Source organism: Sulfurospirillum sp. 1307 (genome assembly GCF_054408545.1).
In genome coordinates, this window is sequence record NZ_CP176011.1 from 462,367 (window position 1) to 474,610 (window position 12,244).

Consider the following 12,244-nt stretch of genomic DNA (forward strand, 5'->3'; position numbering starts at 1 on the left):
GTTTTATGAAGTCTTTTCTAAAGGGTTTATTGTCTATGAAAGTGGCTATAGTTTTTTTGCTTCTATTTGCAGTAGCAAGTGGTGTAGCTACGTTTATAGAAAATGATTTTGGTACAGCAGGAAGCTGGGGGCTTGTTTATGAGTCTAAATGGTTTGAATTTATTCAAGTTTACCTTGGAATATCAATTATTTATAATTTATATAAATACAGAGTTTTCAAGATGTCAAAACTTCCATCTGCAATGTTTCATATAGGGTTTGTTGTTATATTAATTGGAGCTGGAATTACTAGATATATGGGATATGAAGGAAGCTTACACATTAGAGAAGGAAATATTGAAAATCGTGTAGTCTCTAGTGATAGTTATATTCAAGCAAGTGCTAGTAAAAATGGTAAAACATATAGTGTTGCTAAAAAGAAGACAATTTCAGCTATTAGTGATAATGATTTTAATATGAAGCTAAATGTTGATGGAGAGATTGCTACTATAAAATATAAAAATTTTATACCAAATGCAACAACATCAGTAGTGGATGATCCAAATGGAAAACCTCTTATCTCTATGATGGTAAGTGGCTCAATGGGTGCAAAAAATGTTATATTAGGTGATGGAGAAGTTACTCTTGATAATGCTGTTACATTTAGTTTTAACAATCCTGTTGTAGTTAGAGATAGACCAGTAGTAAATTTTTATACAAAAGATGATGGTAAATTTTATTTTAAATCAAGTGAGCCAATTAGTTGGTTTAAAATGGTTGAAAATAAAAGAGGACAGTACGAAGCAAACAAAGAATATCCTTTTATAGGAGGGCAATTATACACAATACATGATACTAATTTTGCACCAAAATTTATTGGTTTAAAAGGCGTTAAAAAAGTTGTACAAGATAAAAATCCTATGCAAAGAAATAAAAATGCTTTATCTGCTTTAGTAGTAGAAGTTGATTATAAAGGACAGACAAAAGAAGTTACTATGTTTGGTAGAGGAAAAGGAAGCAAAGGATTTGCTAAGCAGGTAGAAATAGCTGGAGATAAATTTTCTTTTGAGTGGGGATCTCAAATCTATGTTTTACCATTTGGAATAAAATTAATTGATTTTCAACTTGATAGGTATCCTGGAAGCATGTCTCCTATGAGTTACGCAAGTGAAGTAGAGGTAGTTGATAAGGAAAAGGGTGTAAATATGCCTTTTAGAATATACATGAATCACGTTTTAGACTATCGAGGATTTAGATTTTTCCAAGCATCTTATGATACAGATGAGTTAGGTACAATACTCTCAGTCAATAGTGATCCTGGTAAATGGCCAACGTACATTGGTTATATTTTATTGTCTTTAGGTATGTTTTTAAATTTATTAAATCCAAAAAGTAGATTTAGAAAACTCTCAAGTTTGATTCAAAGGGATACAGTTAAAATGAAATCAACAATAATAGCATTTTTAGCACTTTTTAGTATGCTAAATTCTAACTCACTTCAAGCAGCTGAGTTAGGAGTGTATGATAAAGCGCATGCAGATAAATTTGGAGAAATTTTAGTTCAAAGTGCAGATGGTAGAATTAAACCTATCGATACTGTATCTACTGAAGTGTTAAATAAAGTTTATAGAAAATCAACCTATAAGGGTTTGAGTGCAAACCAGGTAATTTTAGGGATGATGGCCGATCCTGCAAAATGGCAGAATGAACCAATGATTCATGTTTTTCATCCAGAATTAAAAAAGCTTTTGGGACTTCCTAAAAATGTTAAAAAAGCAACTTTTAATGACTTTTTTGAAAAAGATGGAAGTTTTGCTTATAAATTACAAAAATATGCAGAAGAGGCAAATAGAAAAAAGCCTGTAAACAGAAATAAATTTGATAAAGATGTTATAAAGGTTGATGAGAGAGTTAATATTGTATACTTTGTATATACTGGTGAAATGTTTAAAATGATTCCAAAAATAGGAGATCCTAATCATAAATGGTATAGTCCAAAGAGTGCAATCTCTCTTTTTCCTAAAGATGAGAGTGACGATGTTAGGCATTTTTTAGCTAGTTATTTTGAAGGTCTTTCAAAAGGTGTTGAAAGTGGAGATTGGAGTAGTGCTAACAAGGCAGTCGAAAAAATAAAATCATATCAAGAACAATACGCTTCGGATATCATGCCTAGCCCTAGCAGAATTAGTGCAGAAAAGTTTTTTAATAAGGCTGCCATTTTTGATAGATTAACACCAGTTTATCTTTTAAGTGGTTTGATATTACTTTTTTCAATTTTTGCAAAAATGATAAAACCGACTATGTCATTAAGATTAGTAAGTAAAATTATATTTTTTATTGTTGCACTAGGTTTTGTAGCACATACTTTTGGATTGGGTCTTAGAGCGTACATAGCAGAGCATGCTCCTTGGAGTGATGGGTATGAATCTATGATTTATATTGCTTGGGCAATTGTGCTTGCTGGATTATTCTTCTCTAGACAATCAATTGTATCTTTGGCACTTACTTCTATATTAGCTGGAGTTACGTTATTTGTTGCTCACCTTAGTTGGATGGATCCTCAAATTACAACATTGGTACCTGTTTTAAAATCATATTGGTTAAATATACATGTATCAGTTATCACTGCTAGTTATGGATTTTTAGGACTTTGTGGATTACTTGGATTTTTTACAATGATTTTATTTATCATAAGAGGTAAAAATACTAAAAATAAAAGAGCTGAAGAAATTGATAGAAATATAACAGAAGCAACAAGAATCAATGAAATGGCAATGATTCTTGGACTTAGTTTACTTACTGTTGGAAACTTCTTAGGTGGAGTTTGGGCAAATGAGAGTTGGGGAAGATATTGGGGATGGGATCCAAAAGAGACTTGGGCACTAGTTTCAATCCTAATTTATGCTGCAGTGCTTCATATGAGATTTGTTAAATCTTTAAATAATCAATTTGCATTTGCAGTTGCTTCTACGGTTTCTTTTGCTTCAATTATAATGACATATTTTGGGGTGAACTTTTATCTTTCAGGAATGCATTCATATGCTGCAGGTGATCCTGTGCCAATTCCTACATTTGTTTACTATACAGTTGCAATTGTAGCTTTAGTTATAGCTCTAGCTACTAGAAATAGAAAAATAGCAAAACCACTATAATCTATCAAAAAGGGGGCAAATTTTAAGCCCCCTTTTAATATAATAAATACATGGAAGAAAAAAGTTTAATAATTTCACTTATAATTGCTATATCTTTTATTGTCATTTTGGTTTTAGTTGTGGTTGTTTCCTCTATGCGAAAAAAAGCACAAGTTACTAAAAAAGTTAAAAATACTACAACAATTCCCAATAAAAAAAAGTACAAGATAGAAGATATGGTAGAAATTGCTGCAAATAGAAACTCTACTAGAAATGATCTTACAAATGCAATACTCAAAGTTTCTCGCGAACTTCATTTTCCTAAAAAGATAAAAGGAAAACTTCCTAAAGAGTCTAAAGTTTATTTGAATTTTGTTCTTTTAATAGCAAGCCATAAAAATGCAGATCCAAAACTCATTGCATTTTGTAATAAAGAATTAAAAAAAGCAAATCCTGAATATTCTATGGAAATTGATATTTATGAAAACGAAGGATTAAGGCAAAGAGCCAATAGAATTTAATGGCGACCCCAAGGGGATTTGAACCCCTGTTACCGCCGTGAAAGGGCGGGGTCCTGGACCACTAGACGATGGGGTCGCACAAAAAATGGTGACCCGTGTTGGATTCGAACCAACGGCCACCTCCTTAAAAGGGAGATGCTCTACCGGCTGAGCTAACGAGTCACAAAATGAAATATCTTAACTTAAACTCATAATCAGAAGATAAATTAAGGAATGTTTGGGAGTAAATATCATGGCGCGGCGGACGAGACTCGAACTCGCGACCCCCGGCGTGACAGGCCGGTATTCTAACCAACTAAACTACCGCCGCGCATGAAAATGGTGGTCGCTACAAGACTCGAACTTGTGACATCCACCTTGTAAGGGTGGCGCTCTACCAACTGAGCTAAGCGACCAAATAATAGCAACTAATTTTATGGCGACCCCAAGGGGATTTGAACCCCTGTTACCGCCGTGAAAGGGCGGGGTCCTGGACCACTAGACGATGGGGTCGCACAAAAAATGGTGACCCGTGTTGGATTCGAACCAACGGCCACCTCCTTAAAAGGGAGATGCTCTACCGGCTGAGCTAACGAGTCATCTTTTGTTGCTGTATCTCGTAATGAGGGTGAAATTATAGACAAATATATTTCATTTGTCAAGAGTTTTTTGAAAAAAATTGCAAATTTTTTTAAATTTTAAAAAAAATCTCTTTTCCAACATATAAAAGAAGCCTAAAAGCATGGTAGCAACTTTGAGTTTGGATATATTTTCTATCTCCTTTTAGCAAAAGTCTTTCTATAATTACATCACCTTCTTTATTTCTAGCTCCTACAAAAACAGTTCCAACTGGCTTTTCTTTGCTTCCTCCACTAGGCCCTGCTATTCCACTTGTTGCCATAGCAAAATCAGAATTGCTAAGTTTTAAAACTCCTTCTAACATCTCTCTTACACAAAGCTCACTCACTGCTCCATAACTTTTTAGAGTGTCATCACTAACTCCTAGCCATCCTCTTTTTATATGATTAGCATAACTTACTACACTTCCATTAAATACTTGGGATGAGCCACTTACACTTGTAATCATAGAAGCAATCTTTCCTCCAGTACAACTCTCAGCAACACTTACAGTTTTATTTGCTTTTGATAGTGAAGCTACAATATGCTGTTCAATATCACTTGAGTTTATAAATTTATCAGGAAATAGAGATTGGACTGATTTTATAAAGTTTTCAATGTTCCCATACTTGTAAGTTGTAGCTTCTATTAAGCTCCATCCTTCTACTATAGAAGTTGAAGTTAGTTTAATCTCGTAAGTTTCAGCTAAAGGGTTTAGAAGGATTTTAGCAGTATCTTCATCAAGGCCAATCAGCGAAAAAGTTGTAGCTTCTATTTTGTCTTCTAAAAGGATTGTTGATAAAGTTTCATTTTCTTTAGCTAAAATTACATTAACTATATTGTCATTATACTCAATCAAATAACTATTTTTTTCAAATTTTGTTGATTTTGAAGGGATAAGAGTATCTTCTTTTAACTCTAGTGAATCTTCATTTAGAGTTGATAAAACTTTTCCGATTAGATTAAAACTGTCATTGGAAGCTACTATTAGAGTTTTTTGTGATTTTGAGATAATTTTTTCAATGTTTTCAAAGATGTTTTTATCACTCTTTTGCAAAAATATAATTTTTTCTACATGTAGAGGAATTTGGGAGTATATATACTCTAAAAATGGCTTATTTATCTCAATGGTTTTTCCTACGATTACAAGAGTTGATGACATATTATTCCTTAGGATTAGTTTTAACTATAATTATATCATAAGTACTATTTAGATATAATCGCATAATTTTATAGAAACAGGATAAACAAAATGGACTACAAGGATACTTTACTCCTGCCAAAGACAGGTTTTGCGATGAGAGGAAATCTTCCTCAAAATGAACCAAAAAGATATGCAAAATGGTTCGAAAATGATTATGCTTATAACAAAATGAAAGCAAATAGAAAAGAGGCAAAAAAGCAATTTTTCTTGCATGATGGACCTCCATATGCAAATGGACATATTCATATAGGTCATGCGCTAAATAAAATTTTAAAAGATATTATAGTTAAAACTCATTACTTTTTTGGTGAAGATGTAAGATATGTTCCAGGTTGGGATTGTCATGGGCTTCCAATAGAACAACAAGTTGAAAAAAAGATAGGAAAAGAAAAAAAAGAGAGTTTACCTAAGAGTAAGATTAGAGAGTTGTGCCGTGAGCATGCTAGAAAATTTATAGATATTCAAAGAGATGAATTTAAATCTTTAGGTGTTATAGGGGATTGGTCAAATCCTTATATGACTATGAAGTTTAAATTTGAAGCTGACATCTATAGAGCTCTTTGCGAAGTGGCTAAAAAAGGGCTTTTGATTGAAAGAAGTAAGCCAGTTTATTGGTCATGGGCAGCAAGAACTGCTTTAGCTGAAGCTGAAGTTGAGTATGAGGATAAAGAAGATTACTCAATCTTTGTTGCTTATTCTTTACAAGAAGAAGCATTAAAAGTTTTAGAAGTTAAAGAGGCTAGTGTAGTGATTTGGACTACAACTCCTTGGACACTTCCTGCAAATATGGCGATTAGTTTTAATCCTGAAGAAGATTATGTTTTAACAAGCGATGGCTATATTGTTGCAAAAGCATTATATGAAAGTTTGCTTGAGCAAGAAGTACTAAAGGGTGAAATAGTAAAAACATTTAAAGCTAAAATTCTAGAAAATTTAAAAGCAAAAAGTCCACTAAATGGTCGTGATTCACTTTTGATTTTAGGTGAGCATGTAACTATGGATGGTGGAAGTGGATGTGTTCATACAGCTCCTGGGCATGGTGAGGATGACTATAGAGTCGGACTTAAATATAATCTTGAAGTTATAATGCCTGTTGATGAGAGAGGTTGCTATGATGAAAGTGTTGTAAGAGAGAATTTATTGCCTGATGCTTTTGTTGGGGAACATATATTTAAAGCAAATGAGAGAATTTTAGAGCTTTTAGGTGATAGTTTACTAAAATGTACTAAGTTTACTCACTCCTATCCATTTTGCTGGAGAACTCATAAACCAGTGATTTATAGAGCTACAAAACAGTGGTTTATCTCTATGGATGAACTTGGAAACAATGAAAAAACTTTAAGACAGATTGCTACAAGTAATCTTCAAAATGTAAGATTTTATCCAAGAAGTGGTATCAATAGACTTGGAACTATGATTGAAAATAGACCAGATTGGTGTATTTCTCGCCAAAGAGATTGGGGGGTTCCTATCGCATTTTTTAGAGATAAAACGACAGGTGAGCCAATCTTTGATGAAAAAGTTTTAAATTATGTTGCAATGATTTTTGAAACAAAAGGTGCTGATGCTTGGTGGGATATGGAGATAAAAGACTTATTATATCCTGAGAGTGGCTATAATCCAGACAACTTAGAAAAAGTTATGGATATCCTTGATGTTTGGTTTGATAGTGGAAGCACATGGAGAGCAGTTTTAGAATCAAGTGAATATGATGCAGGAAAATATCCAGCTAGTATGTATCTTGAAGGAAGCGATCAACACAGAGGCTGGTTTCAAAGCTCACTTCTAGTTTCTTCTGCAGCAAGAGGAATTGCTCCTTATGAAAAGATTTTAACTCATGGTTTTACTGTTGATGCTAAGGGTGAAAAGATGAGTAAATCCAAAGGAAATGTAGTAGCTCCAGATAAAGTTGCAAAGCAATATGGAGTTGAGATTCTTCGCCTTTGGGTAAGTCTTAGTGAATATACAACTGATTTAAAAATAAGTGATGGTATACTTAAACAAGTAAGTGAACAGTATAGAAAACTAAGAAATACATGTAGATTTTTACTAGCAAACTGTGATGGATTAGAAAAGATTTTACCATATGAAAAAATGGGCATTTTAGATAAATGGATACTAAGCAGAGCAAAAAATGTTTTTGATAAGGTAGAAGCTTATTTTAAAGAGTATGAGTATGCAAAAGGATTTTCCCTTTTAAATCATTTTGTAACGGTTGAGCTTAGTGGAATTTATCTTGATATTTCAAAAGATAGATTATACTGTAATGCAAAAGATGATGAGATAAGACTTTCGACTCAAAGTGCAACTGCTCTTATCGCAAGAGCACTTTTAGCTTTAATAGCTCCAACTTTAACATACACAGTTGATGAAATTTTAGAGCATGCCCCAAGTATCATCAAAGGTGATGCAAGTGATGTTTTTGATTTGGTTTATAAGCCACTTGATGAGGTTGAAGTAGAATTTCCTTTTGAATTTTTAAGCGAAGCAAGAGAAAAGTTTTTTGAGATTGTTGATACTTTGAAAAAAGACAAGACTATAAAATCAACTTTAGAATTAAGCTTAGTTACACGAGCAAAAGAAGTACTTGATTACTCTCAAACTGATATGGAAGATTGGTTTACATGTAGTAGTGTAAAAAATGTATCAGAATCACAAGCTCTTGGTAGTTTTGAAGTTGATGGTAAGGTTTTTAAAATTGTTTTTGCAAGTGAACATAAGTGCCCTAGATGTTGGAAATATAAAGCACAAGAAGAAGATGGATTATGTCCAAGATGTAGTGAGGTTGTGTAATGCTTGAAAATCCAGTTGAATTTAGTTTTATCCTAAAAACAATTGCTATTTTAATTGGACTAACAGTTGTTGGGATAATTTTTGTAAAAATGAAAAAAGTTAAGGAGTAGTTTTGATAACTTTAAAGGAAGCCTTAAGTTTAAGCAAAGAAGAGATAAAGAGCCTAAGAGAAGATTTAAAGAAAAAAATTGAAGAAAAAAAAGAGATTGGTGCATATATTGAGCAATTAACAAATCAGCCAATTAGTGAGTATGGCGAAGGTATACCAATTGCGATAAAAGATAATATTCAAGTCAATGGTTGGAGTATAACAAGTGGCTCAAATATACTTCAAGGATATATCGCTCCTTATAATGCAACTGTGATTGATAATATGCTAAAGAGTGGATTATCTCCATTTGGTAGAGCAAATATGGATGAATTTGCAATGGGAAGTTCAACTGAAAGTAGCTTTTATGGAAAAACATTAAATCCAAATGATACTAAAAAAGTGCCAGGAGGAAGTAGTGGCGGAAGTGCAGCAGCAGTAGCTGCTGGGATTGCAATAGCAGCTTTAGGAAGTGATACTGGAGGAAGTATCAGACAACCTGCGGCATTTTGTGGTTGTGTGGGGATGAAACCAACATATGGAAAAGTTAGTCGTTATGGACTTGCATCATACTCAAGTTCGCTTGATCAAATTGGCCCAATTACTCAAAATGTAGAAGATGCTGCAATTCTTTATGATATCATAGCTGGACACGAGCCAAAAGATTCAACAAGTGCAAATATTGTTCATCAAAAAGTTAGTGATAAATTAGATAGCGATAGAAAACTGACTATTGCTGTTATAGAAAACTACTTAAATGAAGCAGATAAATCAGTTCAAAAAAGCATCAAAGAAGCAATAAGTGCATTAGAAGATGCTGGGCATAAAATAATTTATAAAAATTTAACTAACTCAAAGTATGATATAGCAACTTATTATGTCATAGCAGCTGCTGAAGCTAGTGCAAACTTTTCAAGATATGATGGTGTAAGATATGGAAATAGAGCAGATAGCTCTAGCTTAAAAGATATGTATTTTAAAACTAGAAGTGAAGGTTTTGGTGAAGAGGTTAAAAGAAGAATTTTACTTGGAACTTTTGTTTTAAGTAGTGGATATTATGATGCTTATTATATAAAAGCTCAAAAAGCTAGACATTTGATTAAGTCAAATTTTGAAGCTATTTTAAATGAAGCTGATTTGATTTTTGCTCCAGTTACTCCAACAACTGCTTTTGAATTTGGAAGTAAGAGTGATCCACTTGAGATGTATTTGCAAGATATTTATACTATCTCAGTAAACCTAGCTGGGCTTCCAGCTATCTCACTTCCTGTTGGAAAAGATGAAGAAGGAATGCCAATAGGTGCACAGTTTATAGGTAAGGCTTATGATGAACAAACATTGTTTGACGGTGCTTTTAGCTTAGAGAAAATTTTAAAGGGGAAATAATATGAAAATTAGAAAAAGAGCATTAACATTTGAAGATATTTTGTTGGTACCAAAGTACTCTGAAATTTTACCAAAACAGGTTGATATAAAAAGTAAATTTAGTAAAAATGTATCTTTAAACACCCCTTTAGTTTCAGCTGCTATGGATACAGTAACTGAGCATAGAGCTGCTATTATGATGGCTAGACTTGGAGGCCTTGGAATAATTCATAAAAATATGGATATAGAATCTCAAGCAAGAGAGATAAAAAGAGTTAAAAAAAGTGAAAGCGGAATTATCATTGATCCAATATCAGTTAAAGCAGATGATAGTATATCTCAAGCACTTGATATTATGAGTGAGTATAGAATTTCTGGAGTTCCTGTTGTAAATGATGATAATACACTCATAGGAATTTTAACTAATCGTGATTTGAGATTTGAAACTGACTATGATAAAAAAGTAGCAAGTGCTATGACTCCAATGCCATTAATTACAGTTAAAAAGGGTACAACTCTAGATGAAGCTGAAGCGATTTTTAGAACAAATAAGGTAGAAAAGCTTCCTGTTGTTGGAGAAAACAATAAACTTGAAGGCCTTATTACTATAAAAGATTTGAAAAAAAGAGTAGAGTATCCACATGTAAATAAAGATGAATTTGGAAGATTAAGAGTAGGAGCTGCTATTGGTGTAGGTCAGATTGATCGTGCTGAGGCTTTAGTAAAAGCTGGAGTTGATGTTTTAGTTCTTGATTCTGCTCATGGTCACTCAAAAGGTATCATTGATACAGTTAAAAAAATAAAAGAGACTTTGGATGTAGATGTTGTTGCTGGAAATATTGCAACAAAAGAGGCTGCACTTGCACTAATCGAAGCTGGTGTTGATGGGGTAAAAGTTGGAATTGGACCTGGAAGTATTTGTACTACCAGAATAGTAGCTGGTGTTGGAGTTCCTCAAATAAGTGCTATTGAAGAGTGTAGCGAAGTTGGTAAGAAACATGGCATACCAGTTACTGCTGATGGTGGTATCAAGTACTCTGGTGATGTTGCAAAAGCCCTTGCTGTTGGAGCTGATTGTGTTATGATTGGAAGTTTGCTTGCAGGAACTGATGAGAGTCCAGGAGAGCTTATTACATATCAAGGAAGACAATATAAAACTTATCGTGGTATGGGAAGTATTGGGGCAATGACAAAAGGAAGCACTGATAGATACTTTCAAGAAGGAACAGCAGCCGATAAGTTAGTTCCTGAAGGAATTGAAGGAAGAGTTCCTTATGTCGGAAGTGTAAAAAGTGTTGTTCACCAACTAATTGGAGGATTAAGATCTTCTATGGGTTATGTTGGCGCTAAAGATATAGCTGATTATCAAGAAAAAGCAGAATTTGTTGAAATTACTAGTGCAGGGTTAAAAGAGAGCCATGTTCATGACGTAATAATCACACACGAAGCACCAAATTATAGAGTTAATTAATGCTCATAACCACTACAGTAGAAAAATTTAACGAGCCACTCTACCTTGAGAGTGGTCGTATTTTAGATGGTTTTGAATTAGCTTATGAGACTTATGGAAAACTAAATGAAGATAAATCAAATGCTATTGTAGTCTATCATGCCCTCACAGGAAATCATCATGCAGCTGGTAGATATGAGGGTGATAAAAAATCTGGTTGGTGGGATCCATTAATTGGTGATGGGAAGATTTTAGATACAACTAAATACTTTGTAATTTGCGCAAATGTGCTTGGAAGCTGCTTTGGCTCAACCGGACCAATGAGCGGAGAAAATCCTCTTAGATTAAAATTTCCAGTCATCACAATAAGCGATATGGTAGCTGCGCAAATGAAGCTTTTTAAAAGGTTAGGTATTCAAAAGGCTCACGCTGTAATTGGTGGTTCGATGGGTGGTATGCAAGCTTTATGTACAGCAGTTGAGTATCCAGAATTTACTGATAGGATTATATCAATAGCTTCTACTTATGCTACTCAAGCTTGGGCTATTGCATTTAATCGATTGGCTATGGAGGGTATCATTAATGATCCTAGATTTAAAAATGGTCAATATGATAAGGATGATTTTAAAGAAGAGGGGCTTTTTGGTTTTGCAGTAGGTAGGATGGCAGGTCATATAAGCTTTTTATCTCCTATGTCAATGGATAAAAAATTTGGAAGAAACTATGTAGCAACAGATGGTTTGTATGAACTCTTTGGTAGGTTTGAAGTAGAAAGATATATGCAGTACAATGGGCATAGTTTTGCTAAAAGGTTTGATCCATTGAGTTATCTTTACATCATAAAAGCTATGAATATATTTGATGCTACAAGAAACTATGATTCACTTGCTCATTCGCTTCATCATATAAAAGCAAAAATGACTTTGATCGCTTTTAAAGAGGATAAACTCTTTCGCCCTCGTGAAATGGAAGAGATAAGAGATACTCTAGTAGATATGGGAAGAGGTGAAATGGTGGATTATGTTTGTATAGATAGTAATTATGGGCATGACGCATTTTTGATAGAGTATGAGAAGTTTGATTTTTATATAGAAAAGGCTTTGCGTTCATAGTCAA

General features: G+C 33.5%; 7 protein-coding genes and 6 tRNA genes. 6 read left to right on the forward strand and 7 right to left on the reverse strand.

Features of this window, described 5'->3' with window-relative positions; all coding sequences use genetic code 11:
- The first annotated feature begins 5 nt into the window (after nucleotides 1–5).
- Nucleotides 6–3,131, forward strand: coding sequence for a cytochrome c biogenesis protein (locus ACKGJI_RS02430; protein WP_458700973.1), 3,126 nt, complete (start codon nucleotides 6–8; stop codon nucleotides 3,129–3,131).
- 134 nt (nucleotides 3,132–3,265) lie between these two features.
- Complete coding sequence (locus ACKGJI_RS02435) at nucleotides 3,266–3,631, forward strand: hypothetical protein (protein ID WP_458700974.1); 366 nt, start codon at nucleotides 3,266–3,268, stop codon at nucleotides 3,629–3,631.
- Here the strand turns inward: ACKGJI_RS02435 and ACKGJI_RS02440 are convergent.
- The 7 genes from ACKGJI_RS02440 to ACKGJI_RS02470 form a co-directional block, all read right to left on the reverse strand.
- A tRNA-Glu gene (locus tag ACKGJI_RS02440) sits at nucleotides 3,632–3,707 on the reverse strand.
- A 10-nt stretch (nucleotides 3,708–3,717) separates the two neighbouring features.
- A tRNA-Lys gene (locus ACKGJI_RS02445) sits at nucleotides 3,718–3,793 on the reverse strand.
- Nucleotides 3,794–3,864: 71 nt separating this feature from the next.
- A tRNA-Asp gene (locus ACKGJI_RS02450) sits at nucleotides 3,865–3,941 on the reverse strand.
- Between the two features lie 9 nt (nucleotides 3,942–3,950).
- A tRNA-Val gene (locus ACKGJI_RS02455) sits at nucleotides 3,951–4,026 on the reverse strand.
- Between the two features lie 21 nt (nucleotides 4,027–4,047).
- Nucleotides 4,048–4,123, reverse strand: a tRNA-Glu gene (locus tag ACKGJI_RS02460).
- 10 nt (nucleotides 4,124–4,133) lie between these two features.
- Nucleotides 4,134–4,209, reverse strand: a tRNA-Lys gene (locus ACKGJI_RS02465).
- A gap of 92 nt (nucleotides 4,210–4,301) precedes the next feature.
- The gene (locus tag ACKGJI_RS02470; protein WP_458700975.1) at nucleotides 4,302–5,390 is read right to left on the reverse strand and encodes a CinA family protein; all 1,089 of its coding nucleotides are present in this window, start codon (nucleotides 5,388–5,390) and stop codon (nucleotides 4,302–4,304) included.
- 90 nt (nucleotides 5,391–5,480) lie between these two features.
- On the opposite strand from ACKGJI_RS02470, the gene ileS reads away from it, so the two are divergent.
- The 4 genes from ileS (at nucleotide 5,481) to metX (ending at nucleotide 12,240) form a co-directional block, all read left to right on the forward strand.
- The gene (ileS, locus tag ACKGJI_RS02475; RefSeq protein WP_458700976.1) at nucleotides 5,481–8,225 is read left to right on the forward strand and encodes an isoleucine--tRNA ligase; all 2,745 of its coding nucleotides are present in this window, start codon (nucleotides 5,481–5,483) and stop codon (nucleotides 8,223–8,225) included.
- Nucleotides 8,226–8,337: 112 nt separating this feature from the next.
- Nucleotides 8,338–9,699, forward strand: coding sequence for an Asp-tRNA(Asn)/Glu-tRNA(Gln) amidotransferase subunit GatA (gene gatA, locus ACKGJI_RS02480; RefSeq protein ID WP_458700977.1), 1,362 nt, complete (start codon nucleotides 8,338–8,340; stop codon nucleotides 9,697–9,699).
- 1 nt (nucleotide 9,700) lies between these two features.
- The gene (guaB, locus tag ACKGJI_RS02485) at nucleotides 9,701–11,149 is read left to right on the forward strand and encodes an IMP dehydrogenase (RefSeq protein WP_458700978.1); all 1,449 of its coding nucleotides are present in this window, start codon (nucleotides 9,701–9,703) and stop codon (nucleotides 11,147–11,149) included.
- A complete protein-coding gene (gene metX, locus ACKGJI_RS02490; RefSeq protein WP_458700979.1) occupies nucleotides 11,149–12,240 on the forward strand; it encodes a homoserine O-acetyltransferase MetX in 1,092 nt (363 codons plus the stop codon). Before guaB ends, metX begins: the two co-directional genes overlap by 1 nt.
- Nucleotides 12,241–12,244: the final 4 nt, after the last annotated feature.

What these genes read in the sequence shown, in the direction of transcription:
- ileS (WP_458700976.1), top strand. Translation starts at nt 5,481, where the DNA reads ATGGACTACAAGGATACTTTACTCCTGCCAAAGACAGGTTTTGCGATG.
- ACKGJI_RS02470 (WP_458700975.1), bottom strand. Translation starts at nt 5,390, where the DNA reads ATGTCATCAACTCTTGTAATCGTAGGAAAAACCATTGAGATAAATAAG.
- ACKGJI_RS02435 (WP_458700974.1), top strand. Translation starts at nt 3,266, where the DNA reads ATGCGAAAAAAAGCACAAGTTACTAAAAAAGTTAAAAATACTACAACA.
- guaB (WP_458700978.1), top strand. Translation starts at nt 9,701, where the DNA reads ATGAAAATTAGAAAAAGAGCATTAACATTTGAAGATATTTTGTTGGTA.
- metX (WP_458700979.1), top strand. Translation starts at nt 11,149, where the DNA reads ATGCTCATAACCACTACAGTAGAAAAATTTAACGAGCCACTCTACCTT.
- ACKGJI_RS02430 (WP_458700973.1), top strand. Translation starts at nt 6, where the DNA reads ATGAAGTCTTTTCTAAAGGGTTTATTGTCTATGAAAGTGGCTATAGTT.